We start from the raw sequence: 22,487 nt of genomic DNA on the forward strand, positions 1-22,487 counted from the left end.
TCAGTCCCGGATGGCGCGCTTCACCCACGGCTCGGTCACGCGGACATATTTGATCGCGCGGCGATGGAAGGTGAAGGCCATGTGGATCGCTCCGTCGGCGGTCTCCTTGACCGAAGGGTAGGACAATTCGCGATTGGTCTGATCGCGTGAATTGTTGGTCATGCAAAAGCCGTCACCGGTCTCGATATTGCGTTTGCTCCACGTCCGCCCGCCGTCGGCGGAGACGGCCAGCGTCATCGGTGCCCGCGGCGCGCCCCAGAACGCGGTGCGTTCGTCCGTCGTCGTGCCATCGCCGGCGAGCACGGGCGGCAAATCGTCCTCGATCTCGTCATAGAGCGAGAGGCGGCGCCCGGTTGCATCCCTGGCGCTGGAGTCGTTGAAGACCAGCGCGAGATGACCGTTGCCAAGCCGCGTGACCTGGATCGAGGAGTTGTTGTTGGGCAGCACGGTCTGGACCGGCGCCGACCAGGTGCGGCCGTGATCGGTGGACCGGCTCTGATAGATGTTGTCCGCCCAGCGGCTGCGGGAGAGGGCGATCAGCGAACCGTCGTCGAGCCGCGCGATGCACATGTGCACGCAGCCGCGGCTGCCGGGGACGTCGATGTCGCGCCAGGTCGCGCCGGAATCGGACGAGATCTTCACCGCACTGGTGTCCTCGTCGCCGTTCCATTTCCGTCCCGGCGTGCTGTGGCAATAGAACACCGGCAGCAGCCAGTCGCCATTGTCGAGTACGACGATCGGCTGCCGGATGAAGGTGCCGCGGCCGCGCTGCTCGGGAAACAGCGTCTCGATCGGGCCCCAGCTCTTGCCGTTGTCGCGGGAGAGGCGGCGGCGGATCAGCGCGGTGTCCTGGTTGCCCGCGAGCTGCGCCGTCCACATCAGCCACAGCGTGCCGTCGGGTGCGGGAAACAGCACCGGATTCTGCTCCGAACGTCCCCTGTCGTCGGACAGCTTTTCGGCCGGTGACCACTGCGTCGCGCCGCGGGGCAGGCGCGAAAAATAGACCGAGATGTCCGACATGCCCTCCTGCGTGCCGCCGAACCAGACGCAGGCAAGATCGCCGTTCGCGAGCGGCATCAGATTGGCGGCGTGGTTCTGCACGCAAGGCGAGGGAATGAAACCGTCGGACCGGTCGGGATCGCCGGCGGCCGGGCGAACGACGCCATCGGCGGCGATCCCGATGTCGGTGGTCACGATCTCGGTATCGATGATCATGTCGAAGTCCTTTCCATCAATGCATTTGGCTGCGGCGTCGTGGTGGCGGCCGGAGCGCGGCCCATCACCAGGCGCTCGACCGCCATCACCACCAGCGGCGTCGCGGCCGCGACATACATGTTGTCGATGCCGAAGGGGTTTCCGAGCATGTACCAGGCCGTCGTCGAGATCGCGGCGCCGATCAGGCCCGCGGTGGCGCCGCGGTTGCTGGCAAACAGCGGCAGATAGAAGCCCATCATCGCGATGATGGTGATCGACAGGCGCAGCGCGCGCGTGAAGAACGACAGCTTGAGGATTTCCGGGACGAAAAAGACGAAGACCAGCGGTGCAATGCCGATCGCCACCGAGAACAGGCGGGTCATCTTCAGTTCCCGCTCTGGCGTCGGCTTCCAGTAGGGGACGTAGAAGTCGCGCACCACCAGCGAGGCGATCGCGAGCGCAACCGTGCAGACGCTGACGAAGATCGAGGCGACGAGCGAGGTCGTCACGAAAGCCGAGGCCAGCGGCGGCATCTTCTCCAAAAACACCGGCAGCGCGTAGAGGCTGTTCATGTCGGGATAGAGGAATTTCGCCGCGACGCCGATCAAGGCGAGCAGGAATCCGAGCGGCAGGCAGAACGCCGCCGCATAGAAGGTGGCCCTGCGCGCGTCATCGGCGCTCGGCGTCGAGGAGATCGCCTGCACGATGAACTGGGTCGAGAAGATCGCGCCGACGGTGCCAAAGGTCCAGGCGAAAATGGTCGCAAAGCCGATCTTGCCGTCCCAGCTGAAGTAATAGGCGGGCAGCTTGGCCTGGATCGGCGCGATGCCGCCGGTCAGCGACATCGCAACCGAAAATATGATGACGATACCGACGACCTTGATGGCGCTGTGCAGGATCGTCACCCAGGCGACGCCCTTCAGTCCGCCGAACACGTAGTAGAAGGTGCTGACCACGGCGATGATGCACATCGCAACAGGCATGCTGACATGCAGTGCGGTGGCGATTGCGGCCGCGCCGCTCACATAGTTGCCGACGTTCACGAGCAGCAGCGCGTAGATCATGATCACCGACACCGTGAGCATGGTCGACTTGCCATATTTCTGCGCGATCGCCGCCGAGATGGTGTATTCGCCGGAACTGTAGAGCTTCTTCACCATCAGGAGCCCGAATAGCAGGAAGCCGATCGAGGCGCCGAGCACGGCCCACCCCGCCGCCATGCCGGACTGGAACGCTTCCTGCGCCGTGCCGACGGTCGATTTGGCGCCGACGAATTCGGACATCATCAGCACGCCGACGACCACCGCCGGCATCGCGCGTGCGCCCGTCATGAACTGATCGCTGGTCCTGCTGCGCAGTTTGAGCGTGAGCCAGGACGTGAAGGCGATGTAGGCGACGATCATCGCGACGATGAGCGTGCTGTCGCCATTGAGGATGGCTTGCATCGATGACGTTTCCTCTGGTGATGCGGATGCGGTGTTGTGAGCCCGCTTGGTCCCGCGCAGATTGTTCGGAATGCGAACAATTGTTCTTTAATTTCATTAGACCTGCCCGCACGTCCCGCGTCAAGCGCGCGCGACGGTGCGGTGCTGCAACGCGCCCGGTCAGGCAGTCATCGCCGCTGCATGTTCAAAGGGTTGCAGGCCAAAGAAAAAGTGTCGGCGGGACGGTCGGCGCACGGCCGACGTCGTGCGCAGGGAATCCGAGGCCCTGCCGTTCCGGGGTCAGTTCGACTTCAGCGCCACCTTGGCGACCTCGGCCATCCAGCTCGAGGCGACCGGCAAAATCGCGTCGTTGAAATCGTAGCGCGGGCCGTGCAGCTCGGCGCCGTCGCGCAATTCACCGTTGCCGATCCAGGCGAAGGCGCCGGGGCACTGCTTGAGATAGAAGGCAAAATCCTCGCCGGCCATGCTCGGCGCGAGATCGCGTCGCACCTCGGTCTGCACCCTCTCCGCGGCAAGGCGCGCCAGGCCCGCCTCGGCCGGCGTGTTGACCACCACGCCGACGCCCATGACGATTTCGGGCGTGACCTTGACGCCGAAGGTCGTTGCAATGCCTGCGCAGACCTCTCCGATCCGCGCCAGGATGACGTCCTTCACCGCGTCGCGATGATACCGCAGCGTGCCGCCGATGGTGACGCGTCCTGCGATCTGGTTGCGCGCCGTGCCGCCTTCGAGCGTGCAGAGCGAGAGCACGGCGGTGTCGAGCGGGTCGATGCTGCGCGACACGACCGATTGCAGCGCCACGATCAGGTGTCCCGCCGCCATCACGGGATCGCGGGTCAGATGCGGCATGCCGGCATGTCCGGCATGGCCGTCGATGGTGATGCTGACGCGTCCGCCGGAGGCCATCACGACGCCGTCATGGACCGCGATGGTGCCGGCAGCGAGCCCCGGCCAGTTGTGGAAGCCGAACACTCGCGTCATCGGAAAGCGGTCGAACAGGCCCGCGCCGACCATCGCGCGCGCGCCGCCAAGTCCTTCCTCCGCCGGCTGGAAGATGAAGTCGACGGTGCCGCTCCAGCTGGTGTCCGCCACCAGCAGCGCGGCTGCACCGAGCAGCGAGGCGGTGTGCCCGTCATGGCCGCAGGCATGCATCACGCCTGATGTCGTCGAGGCGTAGGGTAGGCCGGTGTCCTCGGTGATCGGCAGCGCATCCATGTCGGCGCGCAGGCCGACGCGGCCCTGCGCCGCCCCCCGCGCCAGCGTCGCAACCACGCCGTGGCCGCCGATGCCCGCTTCGAAGGGAATGCCGAGCTCGGTGAGCTTCTCCTGCACGAAGGCAGAGGTGGCCTTCTCGTGGAGGCCCAGTTCCGGATGGGCATGCAGATGCCGGCGCCACTGGGTCAGTTTCTGGTGCAGCTCGGGGGGCAAGGCAGGGGTCTTTCGCAAGGGGGGACGGCTAATGCCAGCATAGCCGAATATTGAGCCGACCCGTCAAGCGCTTGCGAATGCCTCGCGTGCAGCAACATCGTCATGGCCGGGCAGAGCCGTCCGAAGGACGGCGTCGCTTCCGCTCGCCATAGCCGTCCGGAGGACGGCGTCGCTTCCGCTCGCCTATGACCCGGCCATCCACGTCTTGCTTTGGCTATGACGGATTGCCTTACGGCGAGAGCTTCGCCAGCCCTTTCCAGTCGAAGCTGATGCCGTGGCCCGGACGGTCCGGCGCCACGGCCTTGCCGTCATCGAGCACCAGCGGGTGCTCGATATACTTGTCCAGCCCGAAACCATGCGCTTCCAGATACGAGCGGTTCGGGCAGGCCGCGAGCAAATGCACCGTGATGTCGTGCGCGCCGTGGCTGGTGACCGGGAGATTGAACGCCTCTGCCAGCCGCGCGATCTTCATGAACGCACTCACGCCGCCGCAATTGGTGACGTCAGGCTCCGGGTAGGACACCGCGCCGGCGACGATGTAGTTCTTGAACTCCCACAGCGAGCGCAGATTCTCGCCGGCCGCGATCGGCACGCCGCCGGCCTGCATGATGCGGGCATGGCCCGCGACGTCGTCGGGGATAACAGGCTCTTCCAGCCAGGTGAGGTCGTAGGGGACGAAGGCGCGGGCGGCGCGGATCGCGTCCTCCACCGTCCATTTCATGTTGGCGTCCGCCATCAGCGGAAAGCCGTCGCCGAGATGTTTGCGCATGGCCGCGACGCGCGCGACGTCGGATTTGAGATCGGGCCGGCCGACCTTCATCTTGATGGCGCGAAAGCCCTTGGCGAGATTGCCGTCGGTCTGCGCGAGCAGCGCCGCGACGGAGAGATCGAGGTCGATGCCGCCGGCATAGCACGGCACGTGCGCATCGAAGCCGCCGAGCAGGCGGAACAGCGGTAATTTTGCGCGCCGCGCCTTCAGGTCCCACAACGCGATGTCGAGCGCGGACAGCGCCAGCACCGCCGGTCCGCCACGGCCGCCATAATGCAGGCCCCACCAGACGTGATGCCAGATCGCTTCGGTGTCGTCGGCCTCGCGTCCTTCGACCAGCGGTGGGATCTCGCGTTTGAGGATGTCCGCAGTCGCCCCGCCATTGCGCCCGACCGTGTAGGTGTAGCCGACGCCTTCGGCGCCGTCGGCATCGCGGATGCGGCAGGTGATCAGCTCGAACGCCGCGATCTCGCCATGCGTTGAGTCCGACAGCGTGACGGGGAGGGGGATCCGGTAGAACCCGGTCTCGATTGTCGAGATGCGTGCCATGTTTCCTTCCTGCTTTTCCTTGCAGGCTAGGCCGGCAGGCATCGGCGGGCAACCGCGGGCGATGCAGGGCAGTTCTGTAGGATGGGTAGAGCGCAGCGAAACCCATCGTCTTCGTTACCGCGGCGATGGGTTTCGCTGCGCTCTACCTACGGACGACATCATGCGAAGAAACGACGCAGCTCCGCCGCGACGCGAATCGGGTCGCCTTCGTTGTCTGCCGCGATGTGTCCGGCGCCCTTGAATTCAACGCGTGTCGCGTTCGGCAGGATCGCGGCGAGAGCATCGAGAGCGGTGGCGAGATAGCCTTGGCTTAGATCGCCCCCAAGCAGCAGCGTTTCCGTGCTCAAGCCCCTGAAGTGGTCAAGATCGCCGGCTTTCTCCGCGATCAGCTCGATGTCGTAGTGGACCGTGGGGATGAGCTTGGCCAGAGGTGGCCCGTTGCCAACGGCGGCGTTGGGACGGAGCCGCATCATCATGGCGAAGAACGATTTAAGGAGAGGCGCAGGGAGCCTTGTCATGATCTCGTTGTCGCCGGTGCCTTTTAGCACGGCAACAAGGGCGGCCGGCAGATCCCGCTTCGCCAGGGCCGCCTCATAGCCAGCGGCCCAGTAGCGCGGCTGGACCCCGCCGAATTCGAGCGGCGGCTCGTAAAGCGCGAGACGCGCGATCGCCGGATTGGCGAGCGCGGTGTGCATGGCAACCAAGGCCCCGGCGCTCAATGCAAACACATTGCGTGCGCCCGTCTCGGCGAGATGCCGACCGAGATCATCGATCTCGGTCGCCATGCAGTGGTCGGGCCGGAACGGTCCGCTTAGACCTCGACCGCGCCGGTCCGGGATGAGAACGGTGAAGCGGTCGGCCAGCGCTGCTCCAAGGTCAGTAAAGCTCGCTGCGCTCTGCAGCGCGCCATGGAGCAGCACCAGTCCGGGACCTGAGCCCAGTTGCCGATATCCAATGACGGTGCCGTCATTGGCGACAAATGACCTTTCCGAGCTCACGCAACGCGCCTCAGCGCATCGTCGCGAGCTGCACGGCCAGCGCGCAGGCGCGGTCGTATTCGTCGAGATTGATCCATTCGTCGATCGTGTGCGCCTCGTTCTGGCCGGCACCGAAGGTCACGGTAGGAATGCCGTGGCGCACCATCCAGTTGGCATCGAGGCCGCCATTGGCGGTGCGGACGTTCGGGGTGCCGCCGACCGCGGACACCGCCTCGACCGCGCGCTTGATGACGGGCTGGCTGTCCTTCATGCGGAACGGAAAATAGTCGGTCTCGGCCTTGAACTTGACCTTGCCGGACTTGCCCTGCGCGTTCGTCACCTTCTTGGCGGCCTTCTCGAACGCGGCCTTGTAGGCCTTGGTGATCTCCTTGAAGAATTTGCCGTCGTGGCTGCGGCTCTCGCCGCGCACATGGACATAGTCGGTGACGACGTTGGTGGCATCGCCCGCCGGGCGGCCCTCGCCGCCGGTGACGGGGCCGACATTGCTGGTGCCCTGCTGCTTGCCCTTTACGACCTTGCCGAACCAGCCGCCTGACTTCACGTCTGCAAGCGCCAGCGCCATGATCATGGTCGAGGAGATGCCGCGCTCCGGTGCAACGCCGGCATGCGAGGCGCGGCCGAAGATCTCGACATTCCAGCGGTCCGCGCCGACGGCGCCGATGATGACGTTGGAGGCCGAGCCGCCGTCATAGTTGAAGGCCATCGCCGGCGAGCCGAGCTCGTCGAGCTTGACGTGGCGGGCGCCGTAGAGCCCGCTCTCCTCGCGCACGCAGAACAGCAGCGTGATCGGGGGATGATCGAGCTTCTGCTTGGCGAGCTCGGCGGCCAGCGTCACCAGCACGCCGCAGCCGCAGCGGTTGTCGCCGCCGAGCGCGGTCTTGGCCTCGTTGACGATCTTGCGGCCGGATTTCTTCGGCTTGGCGCCGGCGCAGAGGGGCACGGTGTCCATGTGGGTCATGAACATGATGCGCGGCTGGTTGTGCAGCGCGCCGCGGCCGGGCAGGTCGACGATGAGGTTGCCGGTCTCGGTCGGCACGGGAATGCGGGTGTTGGCGTCGTCGAGCCGGATCGCCTTGGCCGGCACGCCGCTTTCCTTCAGCGCGGCGGTGAGCTCACGCCCGATCGCCGCCTCCTGTCCGGTGATGCCCTCTACGGCGAGGAAGCGCATGAGGCGGTCGGTGGCGGCTTTGGTGTCGACAGGCATGAGATGGTCCTTTGATGCACGGTACGCGTCAGCATCCTTCGCTGCGCCGTGTTTCGCAAGGCCTCTCGGACAGTCCGGTGAATTTAGGGCGGGGCAGGAACGACCGCATCAAAGCCACGGGGCGGTTTGCGGCGGCGCGTTGAACACGACGCGCCGCCGATGCGTTTGGCGTACCAATCAGTAGCGCGCGACCAGCGGGGCGAGGGCGGTATTGAATCGCCAATTCACGCCGAGCATGACGGTTTGCATGTTCTGCCGGACGGTGGCCGGGAAGAAGGGAGTGCCGAGACATACGCCGGAGCAGTTCAGGGTGTAACCGTTCGTTCCAAAGTCGAAATAATTGTATTCGGCCTTCAACGACAGGTTTGGCAGCAGCGCATATTCGATGCCGCCACCGACGACGAATCCAGCCACATCGCGCGAGCCCTTGAGGTCTACCGTGAGGGCAGCGAAATCGGTCTGCGTCATCTGATGGTTGAAGCGCGCGAAGGCGGCGCCGCCCTTGGCGTAGAACAGCACGCGATCGAAGGCGTAGCCGATGCGGCCCGTCGCGGTGGCGACGCGATCGAGCTGGGTCGTCAGCAGGAGGCCGACGCCGCCGCCGCCCGGAGGCACTGTCGTGCTGGTGTCCTTCATGTCGGCCCAATCGAACTGGCCTTCGATGCCGACCACGAGGGAGCCGACCTGATAGTCGCAGCCCCCCTGCACGCCAGCGAGCCAGCCGCTGTTGTGATTGGCATTGAATGTCAGCCCGACGATGGGCTGCTGCTCGTTGACCCCGCGGCCGCCGCCGCCATTGGCGCCGACATAGCAACCGGTCCAGGAGAAGGCCGGGGCCGCAGGCGCCGCCTTGTACGGCATCGACACGTCCGCCGCCATGGCCGAGGTCAACGTCGAAACTGCCAGCGCGATGGCGCTGAAAAGGGTCTTGGTGGTCATGCGAGGATCTTCCTTCAACTAACGGCAATGCGCCTGAAGCGTATCGTGCGGGTCGGCATCGCACAGGCCAGCGACTTCATCTGGTGACCTGTCCGACTTCGCGATCTCGTCACAGTACGCGGCGGGTCACTGTGCGGCTGTAACCATCGGGCCACAGTGGAAAAAACGGCCACTGCAGGTTGCGACTTTTCACAGAGGCTGGCGCGACAGGAAGAATCGGGAATATCGGCGACAGTGCACTGAACTGGGCGTCGCCGGCTGATTGCACGCGACGTCATCGGCAGGGAAAATGAAGCATCCCCTGCGCCACGCCGTTGTGCGAGATTGCCTCACGCAGTGCGCGTATATGCCAGGAAGATCAGCGCGCCCAGAAGTAGCGCCGCCGCCATGAACAGCAGCACGGCCGGCAGCCCCGCGAACGCCGCCACCGCGCCCGTCATCGACTGCATCAGGGCGGCGCCGAGGAAGAAGGCGAGGTTGATCGCCGCGAGCGCCTTGCCCGCGGTCTGCGCATCGACCAGCTGCCGCGACATGCCGAACAGCAGCGGCTGGGCGGAGGTCGCAAGGCCGATGAGGACGAACAGCACGAGGTCATATTGCGGCGGCATCACGGGCACGCCGAACAGGATCGAGACCGCATAATGCGGCGCCCCCAGCGCCATCAGCGCCAGCAGTAACGCGCCGACCATATGCGTGCCCGCCACCAGCTCGCGGCGGCGACTGAGCCTGCGGTCGATCATGCCGATGCACAGGGGACCTGCGATCATCGCCAGCGTGAACGCGCCGAGCTGGTTGCCCGCCTCGACCCGCGTCAGTCCCTTGATCTCCATCAGCCAAGGTCCGCCCCACAGGCCGCGCAGCACCAGCGAGGTCGCAAGCGACACCAGCGCCAGCGCGATCAGGCCACGCAGGGGGCGCGACAGTCCGAGCCTGAGCACCTCGATCATCTGCGACAGCGGCGAGGACTCGTCCTTGTGCTCGGCCGGCTGCCTCGGCACCAGCAAGAACACCGCGAGCGCGACGAGAACGCCGCCGAGCGCGGAGATCCAGAACCCGGCGCGCCAGCCGTAATGATCGACCACGAAGGCGAGCGGGCTCGACGACAGCAGCATGCCGATATTGCCGATCGAGAGGATCGCGCCGGACCACAGGCCGAACCGCGCCGCCGACAATTGCTTGGCCGCCAGCGTCATCGGGCACATCAGCATGCCCGATGTCGCGATGCCGAGCATCACCTGCCCGACCGCAAAACTTTCCGGCCCCGTCGCGAATCCCGACGCGATGGCGCCGATCACGGTTCCCATAAGCAGGCTCAGCGACACCGGCCGCACGCCAAAGCGATCCATCGCAGCGCCGACCGGAATCTGCGCGGCGGCAAAGGCAAAGGGATAGACCGAGGTGAGGCTCGCCAGCGCCTGCGGCTCCATGTGGAAATCCGCCGCCATCAGGTCGAGGCTGACGGCGGGAATCGTGCGCAGCAAGGTCGACAGCATGTGCCCGCAGGCGAGCGCAAGCAGCGCAAAGATCAGCGCGCGGGTGCCATCTCCCGCGTTATCAGTGGCAACCGCACTCATCAGCTTCCCGTCCCGGCGAGGGTTTCGGCCGGGTTACACGATTGGCGGGACGGTGCCAATGGGGGAGGGCCGATCCGGTGCGCGATGCTTTGTATCTTCCGGATCCCCGCTGATCGAGCCAGGCCCCGCGTCGATGCCGTTGAAATTGCGATTCGTCGTTACCTCGTCAGGTTGATGACGAACGCTATTCAATTCCTGCACTCCGATTTGTCGAAGCAAAGGTTCGATTGCTCGAGTCTGGAAAAGTCCTCTGTTGCAATGAATACGAGAAGCCCGAGCAGAACCATTGCCGCGATGTTGGAGCGCATGCTGGGGCGGTTCTCGACAGCGGGGCGCTGGTGTTCGAACTTCGAGAGGTCGAGCATGCGCAAGATGTTGCCGGACCCTGCATCATCAACCGGATCTCTGCCGCCTCCCGATCGCGTTCGAAACGGTACGACATTTCCCCGGTGGTTCGGGTGATCGGCCTTCATCTCGCGCCTCGTTCCCATCAAGCAGCGCTTGCTGAATTTCAATGATAAGGCCTGACGTAAGGCGAGCGATCCTGAAATTAGCGATCGCTGGCGCAATTCAGCGTGATGTCGCTGCGGTCTATCACGTCTCTCAATCTCGTTTCTGTTTGTTTCTGCCTTGTCCTTCGTTGGACGGCTTCGATTCACCGGCCGCGTTTTGCCGCGAGCGAACATGAAAATTTGTACAGATTTTCGCACGCGATCGTCATTTTGACGTTGGGATTTTGTCCGCGATACTTCCAATGCGAGGCGGCGGTTTCACCTGCAATCAGTCGGCTTATCTGAAGGCAGGTACAAACAGTTAGAGGGCCATCAATTTGTCAACGCGACCGAAGCTCAGCGTTGCGCTGTTTGGAATCCTTGCAATAGCCGCGGTGGCCTATGGCGTGTGGTATGAGCTCCTCGGGGGCGTCAAGCCAGCCGCAGCGGCCGCCGAAAGCGCTGCCAGTCAGGCTGCGGCGAAGATTCCCGTCACCTCGTTCGTGGTGAAGAAGGCCGACTTTCCCGTGCGCGCCTACGGTCTCGGAGTCGTCTCGCCGTTCAGGACGGTCACGGTCAAGAGCCGTGTCGACGGTCAGATCACCAAGGTGTTCTTCAAGCAGGGGCAGATGGTGAAGGAGGGCGATCCACTTCTGGAGATCGATCAACGCCCCTTTACCGCGGCCCTCGAGCAGGCGGTGGCGAAGAAGGCCCAGGACGAGGCCAATCTGAGAAACGACCGGTTGAACCTGGAGCGGTTTCAGAAGCTTGCGAAACAGCAATTCGAGACCCAGCAAAATCTCGATACCCAGCAGGCCCTGGTCGATCAGATGACCGCGCAGGTGAAGGGCGACCAGGCCGCCATCGACAATGCGCAGACCAATCTCGGTTACACCTCGATCAAGGCGCCGATCAGCGGACGGACGGGTTTCCGCCTGGTCGACCCCGGCAACATCGTGCATGCCGCGGATACGACGGGGATCGTCACCATCGCCCAGCTGCAGCCGATCGCCGTGCAGTTCACGGAACCGGAAGAGCAATTGCAGGCCATCGACAAGGCCTTTGACGCCGGCGAGGTGCCTGTCGAGGCGCTGACCTCGGACGGAAGCAAAACGCTCTCGCAAGGCAGGCTCGTGGTCATGGACAATTCAGTGAACCAGGCCACCGGGACCATCAGTCTGAAAGCGCGCTTCGACAACAAGGACAACGCGCTGTGGCCCGGCCTGTCGGTCACCACGCGGATGCTGATCGATACGCGCAAGGACGTCATCGTCGTGCCGCAGAATGGCGTGCAGCACGGGCCGTCGGGATTGTTCGCCTATGTGATCGACGACAATGGCAAGGTCAGCGCGAGGCCGATCAAGGTCAGCCAGAGCGGCGACGCAAATGCCGTGGTCTCCGAAGGCCTGAACGTCGGAGACAGGATCGTGGTGGCCGGCCAGTCGCGCCTGTTCGACGGCGCGCTGGTCGACGACAAGCCGCAGGCCGCGCCGACGGTGGACGCGAGCGCCACAGTCACCCAGGCCAAAAGCGGATCGGCTGACTGACATGGCTGGCGGTATCTCGGCTCCCTTCATTCGCCTTCCCATCGCGACGTCGCTGCTGATGGTCGGCATCGTCTTCGTCGGGATCATCGCCTATCCGCAATTGCCGGTGGCGCCACTGCCGGAAGTCGACTTCCCCACCATCCAGGTCTCGGCCAGCCTTCCCGGGGCGGATCCGGAGACGATGGCGTCCTCGGTGGCGCAGCCGCTCGAATCGCAGTTTGCGCTGATTCCCGGCGTCTCGGAGATGACGTCGCAGAGCCAGACCAGCTCGACCCAGATCGTTCTGCAGTTCGATCTCTCGCGTAACATCGACGGTGCCGGCTCCGACGTGCTCGCCGCCATCAATGCCGCGAGCGGGCAATTGCCCAAGAACATGCCGACCCCGCCGACCTACCGAAAGGTCAATCCGGCCGACTCGCCCATTCTCACGCTCGGCGCCACCTCGACGACGCTGCCGATGACGCAGGTGTCCGACGAGACCTACACCAAGCTCGCGCAGGCGATCAGCCATATCAGCGGCGTCGGCCAGGTCAGCGTCGGTGGACAGCAGGCGCCGTCGATCCGCGTCCAGATCGATCCCGCCAAGCTGGTGGCCAAGGGCCTGTCGCTGGAGGACGTGCGCACCCCACTCTCGGTGATCACCGTCAACAATCCCAAGGGAACCCTCAACGGCGACACCCGTACCTACACCGTCTATGCCAACGACCAGTTCACCAAGGCCGAGGCCTGGAACGACATCGTCATCGCCTATCGGAACGGCAGTCCCGTCCGTGTCGGCGACATCGGCCATGCCGTCAGTGCACCGCTGGACAATACCCAGTACGGCTGGGTCGACGGCAAGCCCGGCGTCTTCCTGGTCATCTTCAAGCAGCCCGGCGCCAACGTCATAGACACCGTCGACAGCGTCATGAAACAGCTGCCGCATCTGCAGGCGGGTATCTCGCCGGCCATCAAGGTCTCGGTGCTGTCGGACCGCACGCAGACGATCCGCGCGGCGGTGAAGGACGTGCAGTTCACGCTGCTGCTGACGATCGGCCTCGTCGTGATGGTGATCTTCGTCTTCCTGCGCAGCGTCTGGGCCACCATCATCCCGTCGATCACGGTGCCGCTTGCGTTGCTGGGCGCCTGCGCGCTGATGTGGATCGCCGGCTACAGCCTCGATAATCTGTCACTGATGGCGCTCACCATCGCGGTCGGCTTCGTGGTCGACGATGCCATCGTGATGCTGGAGAACATCACCCGCTACATCGAGGAGGGCGAGACGCCGATGGCCGCCGCGCTCAAGGGCGCCAGCGAAATCGGCTTCACGATCATCTCGATCTCGATCTCGCTGATCGCGGTCCTGATCCCGTTGCTGCTGATGAGCGGCATCATCGGTCGCCTGTTCCGTGAGTTTTCGGTGACGCTCGCGATGACGATCGCCGTGTCGGCCCTGGTGTCGCTGACGTTGACGCCGATGATGGCGTCGCGCTTCCTCAAATCGCACGACGAGGAGCATCACGGCAGGCTCTATATGCTCAGCGAGCGGATGTTTCAGGCCCTCGTGAACGGCTACGAGCGAGGCCTCGACCTCGTGCTGCGTTTCCGCTTCATCACCTTGATGGTGTTCTTCGCGACGATCGCGCTGACGGTCTATCTCTTCGTGATCATCCCCAAAGGGTTCTTTCCGCAGCAGGATACCGGGCTGATCACCGGAATCGTCGAAACGTCGCAGGACGTGTCGATCGCCGATATGGCGAAGCACATGCAGGAGATCGGCGCGATCGTGCTGAAGGACCCTGCGATCGACCACATGGCGATGCGGATGGGCGGAAGCGGCAATACGCTCAACGACGGCACGATGTACATTACGTTGAAGCCGCGGGATGAACGCACCGATTCGGCCGACCAGGTCATCCGTCGTCTGCAGGTCCAGACGGCGAAGGTCCAGGGCGCGCGGCTCTATCTCCAGTCGGCGCAGGACGTACGTGTCGGCGGCCGGGCATCCCGGACGCAATTTCAGTTCACCCTGCAGTCGACCGACATGGACCAGCTGAACACATGGGCCCCGAAGCTGCTGGCCAGAATGAAGGGCATGCCCGAACTGCGCGATGTCGCGTCCGACCAGCAGACGTCGGGCACGACGCTGACGCTGTCGATCGACCGCAATCAGGCCGCTCGCTTCGGGCTGACCCCCGACGTGATCGACGCGACCTTGTATGACGCATTCGGGCAGCGCGAAATCGCGACTTACTTCACCCAATTGTCGACCTACTATGTCGTCCTCGAGGTGCTGCCCTCGCTGCAGAAGAATCCGTCCACGCTGGAGCAGATCTACCTCCGCTCACCGACGACGGGGGGAGAGGTGCCTCTGTCGGCGTTCACCAAGTGGACCACGGTTCCGGTCCGGCCTCTGGCCATCAACCATCAGGGCCAGTTTCCGGCGGTGACGATCTCCTTCAACCTCGCGCCCAACGTCGCGCTCGGCCAGGCGACGCAGGCGATCGACGCGATGGAACAGCAGATGAACGTGCCGGCCGCGATCACCTCGACTTTCGCAGGCACGGCGAAGGCATTCCAGGAGTCTCTCTCCTCCGTGCCTTTGCTGATCGTGGCGGCGCTGATCGTGGTCTATCTCATTCTCGGCGTGCTCTACGAGAGCTACATTCACCCCTTGACGATCCTGTCGACCCTGCCGTCGGCCGGTGTCGGCGCGCTGGCGACGCTCCTCATCTTCCATTTCGACTTCAGCCTGATCGGGTTGATCGGCCTCGTCCTGCTGATCGGCATCGTCAAGAAAAACGGCATCATGCTGGTCGACTTCGCGATCGTGGCGGAGCGGGATCAGGGCCTGTCGCCGGTCGAGGCCATTCGCCGGGCATGCCTGCTGCGCTTCCGTCCGATTCTGATGACCACGATGGCGGCGGTGCTCGGCGGCGTGCCGCTGATGCTGGGCCACGGGACCGGCTCGGAACTGCGTCAACCGCTCGGCTACGCCATGGTCGGCGGTCTCTTGGTCAGCCAGGTCCTGACGCTCTTCACCACGCCGGTTGTCTATCTTTATCTCGACCGTGTCTCGCAATGGTTCAGTCCGAAACGACACGCGGGAAGCGATCCTCAGGAAGAGGACGTTGTCGACGACGGCGATCTGGACGTCTTCAAAGAGCTGGACCCGAAGAAATCAAAGGTCTTTGCGGCGGAGTGACTGTCTGGCACCGAGCCCTCGGGACCTGATGTCAGGGCTTTTGGCGCGGCGGCATCAGGCCCCGAACGAGGCAGTAGAAGCTGAGAACGCTGGGAACAGCCAGCGTCGCCCATGACAGTGCCCACCAGATCCCGCCTTCGCCGACCAGGGCGGCCAGCAGGCCGAACAGCGTGACAAGCGCGAGCAGCACCGGGACCGTCCAGAGCGTTCGGCCTGATGTCATCGGGCGAGCTCCGCCGCTGCCGCTCTCAAGTCGGCCGCGACTGTTCGGCTCGCACGCCATTTGGCGAGCCAGAGATAGAGACCGCTGATCAGGATGACGATGGTGACGATATCGAGCACAGCCCAGATGACTTTTAGCGGCAGCCCGCCGTAATCGCCGAAATGCAGCGGCTGCGAGACGAACAGCGCGATCGCGTACCAGGGCATGTCGCGAACCGCGACGATCTCTCCGCTCGATGCATCGATGATGGCGGGCTTGAGGATGCGGCTCGTCAGCGGCGTATTGCCGGTCAGGAACACGGCGTAATGACTGGGCGTGGAAAACGGGCTGCCTGGAAAGGCGAGGGTCATCACCGTCATGTCAGGCACGGCGGCGCGCACCCTGGCCAGCACCAGATCGACCGGCGCCCTGCGCGTCTCCTGCGGTTGTCCTCGACTTTGCGCCGCCATGTCCATCAACTGGTTCGACTGCCACATCAGTTCGATCGGCGCAGCCAGCGTGTTGATCACGCCTGTCAACGAGACGATGCCGAACCAGGCCAGCGTGATGATGCCGAGCAGATTGTGCAGGTCGAGCCAGCGCAGCCGGTTGCTGTGCTGCTTACGCACTTCGCCGAACGCGATGCGCCTCGCAAACGGTCCGTACAGCACCATGCCGGAGACGATCGCGGCGACCAGCAACAGCCCCATGGCTCCCAGGAACAGCGTGCCCTTGATGCCCGCGAACAAATCTGCATGAAGCCGCAGCATGACGTAGATGAAGCCCTCGTTGGGCTGGTCGATGGTGAGCGCCTTGCCGGTCCGGATATCGAAGACCTTGTAGAAGAAGGTATCCGGCGCGGACGTCATGCTCGCCGCCGTCGGGATTTTCACGATCGGCTTGTCGCGATCGTAGAACAGATACGGCACGATCTCGCCCGGGCGCTCGGCGAGCGCCTGGGCGATCATGGTGTCGACGGACGCGCGGATATTGGGATCAGCGACCTGCTCCAACGCAGGGTTCGGTCCCAGCTCCTCATGGAAGATGAGGGGGAGGCCGGTGAGACACAGCAGCAGCGCGAAGATCGTGCAGATCAGGCTGCTCCATTTGTGAACCCACGACCACCACCGCAGCCGTCGCGCTCTCATGTGGGCCACATCATGCGATCACCACCGGTAGCGCAGGCCCGCGAGCGCGAGGCGGCCGTTTCCGAACTGGCAGTAGAAATTGGAGCTGCAGCTGGTGTAGTAGCTCTTGTCGAACAGATTGGTGACGTTGAGCGTCAGCTCCGCGCCCTTCCAGGCCCGCAAGAGGTTGACGAGGTCGTAGCGGACCGCCGCGTCGAACACGACATAGCCAGGCGAGACGAGACTGTTGATGTCGTCGCCGTAGCTCGGACCGACCGAGCGGACGCCGCCGCCGATGGTCAGTCCGGCGAGGCCGCCGTTGAGAAAGCTGTAATTGGCCCACAGCGATTCGAAATGCGTCGGCACCGCCTGCGGCCGCTTGCCGATCGCCGTGAGGTCGGTCGACCTCGTGACCTTGGTGTCGAGGAAGGTCGAGGCCGCGACGATCTCGATGTTTTCAGTCACGTTGCCGCGCACCTCGAGTTCGACGCCGCGCGAACGGATCTCGCCCTGCTGCACGCTGAGACCAGCAACAGAGGACGGCGTCAGGGTGTTCTGCTGGCGCAGATCGAACACCGCCGCCGTAAACAGCATGTCGGCAAAGGCGGGCTTGTACTTCAGGCCGCCCTCATACTGCTCACCGGTCGTGGGAACGAAGGGCAGGCCGTCGACCCCGACGCCGATGGTCGGCTCGAACGAAGTCGAATAGCTGACATAGGGGGCAAGGCCGTTGTCGAAGAGATAGAGCAGGCCCGCGCGATAGGTCTGCTTGTCGGCGTCCTGCGACGTCTTGGCCAGCGAGATCCGATTGTCGTTGGTCTGCTCGGTCCAGTCGTGCCGTGTGCCCAAGGTCAGGCGGAAGCCGCCGAACTTCATCTGGTCCTGAACGTAGATGCCGGTCTGCGACAGCGACTGGTCGTTGTTGATGAACGGAAACAGCGTTCCCACCGGCTGATAATAGGCGGGGTTCACGACATCGAGCGATGTCGCGCCGCCGAACTGATAGAGCCACGAGCTGTGCGAGTTCTGCTGATCCCAGCCGGCGAGCACGGTGTGCTCGACAGCTGACGTCCTGAAGTCGAAGCGCAGGCGGTTGTCGGCGGCGATGCCGTCGGCACCCTCGGTCGAGCGGATCGCCGCGCGGGGAATCGTCCCGGCCGCTGTCAGCGGGCCGAACATCTGCAGCGACTGGAAGTCGGTATCGACCTTGGAGTAGCGCAGCGCCGAGTGGAAGCTCACGACATCGTTCAGCTGACGGTCGAACACGTAGCCGACGCCCGATTGCTCGCGGTCGAACCGGTCGAAGCCGGGATCGCCGATGTTCAGATTGCGGTTGAGATACGGCTTATATGCCGCCGGCGCCAGCGATTGCGGGTAGAGCGAGTTGAAATAGCCGCCCTTCGGATCGTGCTGGTAGAAACCCGACACCGTCAGCTGCGTGTCGGCATCCGGGCGCCATGTGATCGCCGGCGCGACGCCAAAGCGTTGCTCGTCCACGCCGTCATAGCGCGTGCCGGACATGCGGCCGATCGCGCTGATACTATAGAGCCATTGATGTGCGGCATCGAGCGCGCCCTGGCTGGTGATGCCGCCCTGGACGCGGCCGTAACTGCCGCCTTCGATGCGTGCTTCGTCGTAGGGGACGTCGCTCGGCTGGCGGCTGACCAGGTTGACGAGACCGCCGGGGCTGATCTGTCCGTACAGGACGGCCGAAGGACCCTTGATGACCTCGATACGGTCGAGCAGGAACGCGTCGATCGACGTCACCGCAAAAGCCTGGCCGCGCGGCAGCTTCAATCCGTCGAGGAAGCTGACGAAATTGGTGGAGGTGCCGAAGCCGCCGATGCCGCGCAGGAACACGCTGTCATAACGCGTCGTCGCGTCGCGTTCGGAGAGGACACCCGCCGTATATTGCAGGGCGTTGCCGACGGTCTGCGGGTTCTGCGCGTCGATCTGCCGGCGCGTCACCGTGGTGACCGATTGCGGCGTCTCCAGCACGGGCGTCGACGTCTTGGTTGCCGTGGATTGGTTGGGTGTGGCCATCTGATCGCGGGTGTCCTGCCGGGCTGCTGCCGTTGCCGCTGCGTCGGGAGTGGCCTGCGCCGGGGCATTGGAGTTCGTCCGCGTCCGGGCGCTCCGCCGTGCCGCGCTCTGCCGACGCTGCGCTGTCACATTGCGGGCCGCGCGCTGGCCCTGCGGTGCGTCCACCGTCACCGGCGGCAGCGCGGAGTTTTGCGCAAACGCCGGCACATCGAGCGCCAGAAAAGCAGTCGAGCCAAGCAAAAGTGCCGCACCTCGCAGAGCCCGCTGCGATCCCCCGGTCATTCCCATTTCAAAACCCCACCAAAAATCAGCGGACGGGGTTAAAACAAAACGGGACGGAACTGTCCAGTTATGTGGTTGGCGTTTTCGAGTATTTAGAACTATTAAAAGTCGAGACGGGCGATTCCGGATCGCGCAGGGGAAGGCATGAAGCAGGCAGTCAAGACCGGCAAACGCGCCAAGAGGCGTAGCGGCGAAGGTCGTGGCGGACGGCCGACCAAGGCCGAGGCGCAGGCGATCGAAGACCGGATACTCGCGGTGGCCGCGGATCTGTTCGCCAGGGATGGTTACGCCGCGACATCCATGGAGCGCGTCGTATCGGAGTGTGGCGCGGGCAAGGACACCATCTACCGGCGCTATCCGTCGAAGAGGGCGATCTTCGGCGCCGTGCTCGAGCGAAGCCGTCGGCGGATCATGGCGCGCCTTGCCGATCTCCAGGTGAGGCAGTCGAGCCAGAACAGCCTGGCGCAACTCAAGGAGCTGGCGAGCCTGCTGCTCGACATCAACCTCGATCCGGAGCTGGTGGCCTTCAAGCGGATCGCGGCAAGCGAGAGCCTGGTCGCTGTCGACAGTCATTCCGAGCCGGAGCCGGACGCGATCATGTCGGTGCTGCGGACGTTAGTCACAAAAGCGCAAGCCGATCAGCGTATCGTTGCGGGCGACATCAATTTCCTGACCAACTTTCTCATCAACAGCATCATCGTCGGCCCGACGACGCTGGCGATGTTCGGATACAAGCCGCTCGCGACGCCCAAGGAGCGAAAGCTGTATTTCGAAAAAGCATGGAAACTATTTCTCGGCGGCGCTGCTGGCCGGCAGGGATAGCTCGCGACACCGCGGGCGTTCGCCTATTCCCCGATGTTTCCAACGGTATTTGCCTGCGCAAATTCGTACCCTGTGACCCGGAAAAGCCGCGGGCGCGCCAGCGTCTGGAAGACGGCTTCCGCTTTGGGGAGATCACCATGATGGGTATTTCATCTGCGCCGCGCAGCCTGTTGCTGGCCGGCGTTGTCTTCGGTGCGTTCACGCTGTCCGCGGCCGTTACATCGCGCATGTCCGCTGACGTTTGTACCGGTTCGAGGCGGGCGCGGGTCGCTGATCAATAAAATGACCTGTGAATCGATCATTTGGGCCATATGGCCATCAATAGCTCATTGATGCCGAGATCGAATTCAGCCGACCGATTCCTCGATCAGTCCGAGTTCATCTCGACAAGTAACTTCCGAGCTTCGTCCAGCAATGCCCGGATCGCCCTTCGTTCCGCGATCTGGTCCTGCGCGAATGCGCCGTGCTTCCGCGCATTCTGATTTCCCTTCGGCGGGCCCGATCTCCAGGCGCCGCCGTGCATGCGGCAGCGGGTCTTGCCGTGCACCGCCGGTGCGCGGCAGGTGGCGCCGCTGCGGGTCCAGGCGCCGCAGCGCCGGCTCCTCATCATCGCGCCCGTGTTGCGGATGTGATCGCCGTTCATGCGCTGGCGCCTTGCCTGACCTCTGCCTCGTCGTGCTCGCCGACTTCGTGGCGAGGGACCGGTCCTGCATCCGCCGCAGCGTTCGGCCTCGCAACAATCACGCTCGCGTGCTGGGTGACGTTGCCCACGATCGCCTTGCCGCCATCCTGCACCGACAAATTCCGCACCGTGATCGCGCGCTCGCCGTTGTTGCGGTGACGGCTAAGCGCCTCGATCTGGGCTGCGAAGGTGCGGCCAAGCCGGGTCAGTGCACGTGTGACACTTTCCTGCTGCAGAATGTCGTCGCTGAAGGCGAGGCGACAGGCGGAGCGCATCGCTGCCACGTGGACGGACACCATCTGCGCGGCCAGCATGGCCTCGATGGAATCCCTGGGCGCGATGCTCTTCACCATCGAGATCATGAAGGCGAGATTGGCTTCATCGGGCTTCTGCCCGATCACGCTGGCCTTCACCAGCTGCTTGAGCAGGCCATGCAGTGCGTCGCGGTCGACGGCGCCGAGCGCCTCGGCCAGCAGACGCTCGCCGGCTTGCGGGTCGGGATGGTTGATCGCAATCCGCCGCTTGTAGAGTTTGATGCGCGGGCTCGCAGCCACGGCGCTGCGATCGTTTGCCGCAACCGGCGGCGTGTCGTGGCATTTCGAAGATGTCGTCATGTGCTGTTCCTTCCGGCGCAGGTGCGCGAACGTCCGCCCGCTTGCTACGCGCGATTACGAATTTTGAGATGTCGATGAGGGGCTTACGCACGATCGCGGCGAGGCGTCCTGGTCGGGCGGCGCGGACGGTGGCGATTGTTGCGATGATGCCATCATGCCGGTGTTTTGCCCGACGTGTCAAATCGAGTTCGCAGTATCCGAAATCTTGCGCAAGTCCTTGTTGCGACAGGGGCCGGCTACTGTGCATGGGGTTGATTTCGCATTTTTTGTTGGCATGCGGCTCTCGCGTGCCGCGCGACGGAATGCCGGCGCGCAAACGCGATTGCGAAATCCGGCGCGACCGCTAATCATGATCTCCAGAGGCGCCGCACCATGCAAAAGCGGCAGCGCGGGCCCCGGGGAGAGAAACGAATGCAACGAACGCTTCGCCTGCTGGCGATTGTCGCCGGATTGTGCATGACGACCGAGGCGCTCGCGCAGAAATATCCGACGCGTCCGGTCAAGATCATGGTCGGCTTCAGCGCGGGCGGCCCGGTCGATGTGGTCGCGCGCATCGTCGGCGACCGGCTGAGCAACAAGCTCGGCCAGCCCTTCGTGGTCGAGAACCGTGCCGGCGCCAACGGCATGATCGCAGCCGAGGGCGTGGCGCGCGCGGACGCGGACGGCTACACCATCCTCGCCTGCAACTCGTCCACGATCACGCTCAACAAGACGCTGTTCAAGGACGCCCGCTACGATCCGCAAGGGGACTTTGCGCCGCTCACCACCGTCATCTCGGCGCCGCTCGTTCTCGTGGTCAATCCCGAGAATCCCAGGACGGCCAACATCAACACCGTCGCCGATCTCGTCGCGGCGGCGAAGGCCGCGCCCGGCGCGCTCGCCTACGGTTCGGGCGGCAACGGCAACCTTGCCCATCTCGCCATGGAGCTGCTCAGCCAGAAGGCCAGCATCAAGCTGATCCACGTGCCCTATCGCGGCGGCGCGGCGTCCGAGGTCGGCATCCTCGCGCAGGAGGTGCTGGCGGTGTTCGATCCCTTGTCCGCCGTGCCGCTGGTGAAGGCCGGCAAGCTGCGTGCGCTGGCGGTGTCATCGGCCGAGCGGCTGCCGGCGCTGCCTGACGTGCCGACCGTCGCGGAGGCCGGCTATCCCGGCTTCGACATCTCGTTCTGGGTCGGCTTCTTCATGCCGAAGGCCGTGCCCGAGCCGATCCGAGAGACGCTGCACCGTGAGATCGTCGCCGCCGCCAGGGATCCGGCGGTGCAGGAGCGGCTGGAGTCGCAAGGCGTCGTCAGCGTGCTCAGCCCGGCCGACTACGCCGCGAAGATCGCGAAGGAGACCACGGAGCTTGCCGAGGTCGTCGCGGCAGCGAACATCAAGGCGGAGTAGGGGGCGT

18 protein-coding genes are annotated in these 22,487 nt (G+C 64.4%); 4 read left to right on the top strand and 14 right to left on the bottom strand.

Annotated elements, in window-relative coordinates; translation table 11 throughout:
• The 9 genes from ACKWRH_RS11625 to ACKWRH_RS11665 all read right to left on the bottom strand — a co-directional run bounded on the left by ACKWRH_RS11625 (position 1) and on the right by ACKWRH_RS11665 (position 10,573).
• Entirely contained in the window at positions 1-1,215 is a 1,215-nt protein-coding gene (locus ACKWRH_RS11625; protein ID WP_445220626.1) for a sialidase family protein, read from the bottom strand.
• Positions 1,212-2,639, bottom strand: coding sequence for a sodium:solute symporter family protein (locus ACKWRH_RS11630; RefSeq protein WP_445220627.1), 1,428 nt, complete (start codon positions 2,637-2,639; stop codon positions 1,212-1,214). The genes ACKWRH_RS11625 and ACKWRH_RS11630 overlap by 4 nt, the downstream gene beginning before the upstream one ends.
• Before the next feature lie 279 nt (positions 2,640-2,918).
• A complete protein-coding gene (locus ACKWRH_RS11635; protein ID WP_445220628.1) occupies positions 2,919-4,067 on the bottom strand; it encodes an amidohydrolase in 1,149 nt (382 codons plus the stop codon).
• 229 nt (positions 4,068-4,296) lie between these two features.
• Positions 4,297-5,385 carry a mandelate racemase/muconate lactonizing enzyme family protein gene (locus ACKWRH_RS11640; protein ID WP_445220629.1) on the bottom strand — a complete coding sequence of 363 codons (1,089 nt, stop codon included), beginning with the start codon at positions 5,383-5,385 and terminating at the stop codon, positions 4,297-4,299.
• Positions 5,386-5,543: 158 nt separating this feature from the next.
• Positions 5,544-6,494 (bottom strand): alpha/beta fold hydrolase, encoded by a 951-nt coding sequence (locus ACKWRH_RS11645; RefSeq protein WP_445220630.1) that lies wholly within the window; start codon positions 6,492-6,494, stop codon positions 5,544-5,546.
• Entirely contained in the window at positions 6,394-7,587 is a 1,194-nt protein-coding gene (locus tag ACKWRH_RS11650) for a M20/M25/M40 family metallo-hydrolase (RefSeq protein WP_445220631.1), read from the bottom strand. Before ACKWRH_RS11650 ends, ACKWRH_RS11645 begins: the two co-directional genes overlap by 101 nt.
• 177 nt (positions 7,588-7,764) lie before the next feature.
• Entirely contained in the window at positions 7,765-8,526 is a 762-nt protein-coding gene (locus ACKWRH_RS11655; RefSeq protein ID WP_445220632.1) for an outer membrane protein, read from the bottom strand.
• Between the two features lie 329 nt (positions 8,527-8,855).
• Positions 8,856-10,100 carry an MFS transporter gene (locus ACKWRH_RS11660; protein WP_354245909.1) on the bottom strand — a complete coding sequence of 415 codons (1,245 nt, stop codon included), beginning with the start codon at positions 10,098-10,100 and terminating at the stop codon, positions 8,856-8,858.
• Between the two features lie 188 nt (positions 10,101-10,288).
• A complete protein-coding gene (locus ACKWRH_RS11665; protein ID WP_445220633.1) occupies positions 10,289-10,573 on the bottom strand; it encodes a hypothetical protein in 285 nt (94 codons plus the stop codon).
• Between the two features lie 356 nt (positions 10,574-10,929).
• Here ACKWRH_RS11665 and ACKWRH_RS11670 point away from each other — a divergent pair, with 356 nt between their 5' ends.
• Together ACKWRH_RS11670 and ACKWRH_RS11675 are read left to right on the top strand one after the other, a co-directional pair.
• Complete coding sequence (locus ACKWRH_RS11670) at positions 10,930-12,138, top strand: efflux RND transporter periplasmic adaptor subunit (RefSeq protein WP_445220634.1); 1,209 nt, start codon at positions 10,930-10,932, stop codon at positions 12,136-12,138.
• A 1-nt stretch (position 12,139) separates the two neighbouring features.
• Positions 12,140-15,322, top strand: a complete 3,183-nt coding sequence (locus ACKWRH_RS11675) for an efflux RND transporter permease subunit (protein WP_445220635.1) — start codon at positions 12,140-12,142, stop codon at positions 15,320-15,322.
• Positions 15,323-15,353: 31 nt separating this feature from the next.
• Here ACKWRH_RS11675 and ACKWRH_RS11680 read toward each other — a convergent pair whose 3' ends face one another.
• From ACKWRH_RS11680 to ACKWRH_RS11690, 3 genes are read right to left on the bottom strand one after another with little or no spacing between them, the layout of a single operon-like run.
• Positions 15,354-15,545 carry a hypothetical protein gene (locus tag ACKWRH_RS11680; RefSeq protein ID WP_445220636.1) on the bottom strand — a complete coding sequence of 64 codons (192 nt, stop codon included), beginning with the start codon at positions 15,543-15,545 and terminating at the stop codon, positions 15,354-15,356.
• The gene (locus ACKWRH_RS11685; RefSeq protein ID WP_445220637.1) at positions 15,542-16,672 is read right to left on the bottom strand and encodes a PepSY-associated TM helix domain-containing protein; all 1,131 of its coding nucleotides are present in this window, start codon (positions 16,670-16,672) and stop codon (positions 15,542-15,544) included. The genes ACKWRH_RS11680 and ACKWRH_RS11685 overlap by 4 nt, the downstream gene beginning before the upstream one ends.
• Before the next feature lie 18 nt (positions 16,673-16,690).
• Positions 16,691-18,976, bottom strand: coding sequence for a TonB-dependent siderophore receptor (locus tag ACKWRH_RS11690; RefSeq protein ID WP_445220638.1), 2,286 nt, complete (start codon positions 18,974-18,976; stop codon positions 16,691-16,693).
• Positions 18,977-19,120: 144 nt separating this feature from the next.
• On the opposite strand from ACKWRH_RS11690, the gene ACKWRH_RS11695 reads away from it, so the two are divergent.
• Complete coding sequence (locus ACKWRH_RS11695) at positions 19,121-19,798, top strand: TetR/AcrR family transcriptional regulator (protein ID WP_445220639.1); 678 nt, start codon at positions 19,121-19,123, stop codon at positions 19,796-19,798.
• A gap of 367 nt (positions 19,799-20,165) precedes the next feature.
• On the opposite strand, the gene ACKWRH_RS11700 is transcribed toward ACKWRH_RS11695, so the two are convergent.
• A complete protein-coding gene (locus ACKWRH_RS11700) occupies positions 20,166-20,441 on the bottom strand; it encodes an HGGxSTG domain-containing protein (protein ID WP_445220640.1) in 276 nt (91 codons plus the stop codon).
• Positions 20,438-21,094, bottom strand: coding sequence for a hypothetical protein (locus ACKWRH_RS11705; RefSeq protein ID WP_445220641.1), 657 nt, complete (start codon positions 21,092-21,094; stop codon positions 20,438-20,440). Before ACKWRH_RS11705 ends, ACKWRH_RS11700 begins: the two co-directional genes overlap by 4 nt.
• A gap of 411 nt (positions 21,095-21,505) precedes the next feature.
• On the opposite strand from ACKWRH_RS11705, the gene ACKWRH_RS11710 reads away from it, so the two are divergent.
• Complete coding sequence (locus ACKWRH_RS11710; protein ID WP_445220642.1) at positions 21,506-22,480, top strand: Bug family tripartite tricarboxylate transporter substrate binding protein; 975 nt, start codon at positions 21,506-21,508, stop codon at positions 22,478-22,480.
• The last annotated feature ends 7 nt before the right edge of the window (positions 22,481-22,487 follow it).

It is taken from the genome of Bradyrhizobium sp. Pa8 (assembly GCF_052588265.1).

Excerpts from the sequence above, each read along its gene's own strand:
- ACKWRH_RS11665 (WP_445220633.1), bottom strand. The coding sequence starts at position 10,573 with ATGAAGGCCGATCACCCGAACCACCGGGGAAATGTCGTACCGTTTCGA.
- ACKWRH_RS11625 (WP_445220626.1), bottom strand. The coding sequence starts at position 1,215 with ATGATCATCGATACCGAGATCGTGACCACCGACATCGGGATCGCCGCC.
- ACKWRH_RS11690 (WP_445220638.1), bottom strand. The coding sequence starts at position 18,976 with ATGACCGGGGGATCGCAGCGGGCTCTGCGAGGTGCGGCACTTTTGCTT.
- ACKWRH_RS11655 (WP_445220632.1), bottom strand. The coding sequence starts at position 8,526 with ATGACCACCAAGACCCTTTTCAGCGCCATCGCGCTGGCAGTTTCGACG.
- ACKWRH_RS11640 (WP_445220629.1), bottom strand. The coding sequence starts at position 5,385 with ATGGCACGCATCTCGACAATCGAGACCGGGTTCTACCGGATCCCCCTC.
- ACKWRH_RS11630 (WP_445220627.1), bottom strand. The coding sequence starts at position 2,639 with ATGCAAGCCATCCTCAATGGCGACAGCACGCTCATCGTCGCGATGATC.
- ACKWRH_RS11675 (WP_445220635.1), top strand. The coding sequence starts at position 12,140 with ATGGCTGGCGGTATCTCGGCTCCCTTCATTCGCCTTCCCATCGCGACG.
- ACKWRH_RS11710 (WP_445220642.1), top strand. The coding sequence starts at position 21,506 with ATGCAACGAACGCTTCGCCTGCTGGCGATTGTCGCCGGATTGTGCATG.
- ACKWRH_RS11695 (WP_445220639.1), top strand. The coding sequence starts at position 19,121 with ATGAAGCAGGCAGTCAAGACCGGCAAACGCGCCAAGAGGCGTAGCGGC.
- ACKWRH_RS11705 (WP_445220641.1), bottom strand. The coding sequence starts at position 21,094 with ATGACGACATCTTCGAAATGCCACGACACGCCGCCGGTTGCGGCAAAC.
- ACKWRH_RS11650 (WP_445220631.1), bottom strand. The coding sequence starts at position 7,587 with ATGCCTGTCGACACCAAAGCCGCCACCGACCGCCTCATGCGCTTCCTC.
- ACKWRH_RS11660 (WP_354245909.1), bottom strand. The coding sequence starts at position 10,100 with ATGAGTGCGGTTGCCACTGATAACGCGGGAGATGGCACCCGCGCGCTG.
- ACKWRH_RS11700 (WP_445220640.1), bottom strand. The coding sequence starts at position 20,441 with ATGAACGGCGATCACATCCGCAACACGGGCGCGATGATGAGGAGCCGG.
- ACKWRH_RS11680 (WP_445220636.1), bottom strand. The coding sequence starts at position 15,545 with ATGACATCAGGCCGAACGCTCTGGACGGTCCCGGTGCTGCTCGCGCTT.
- ACKWRH_RS11685 (WP_445220637.1), bottom strand. The coding sequence starts at position 16,672 with ATGAGAGCGCGACGGCTGCGGTGGTGGTCGTGGGTTCACAAATGGAGC.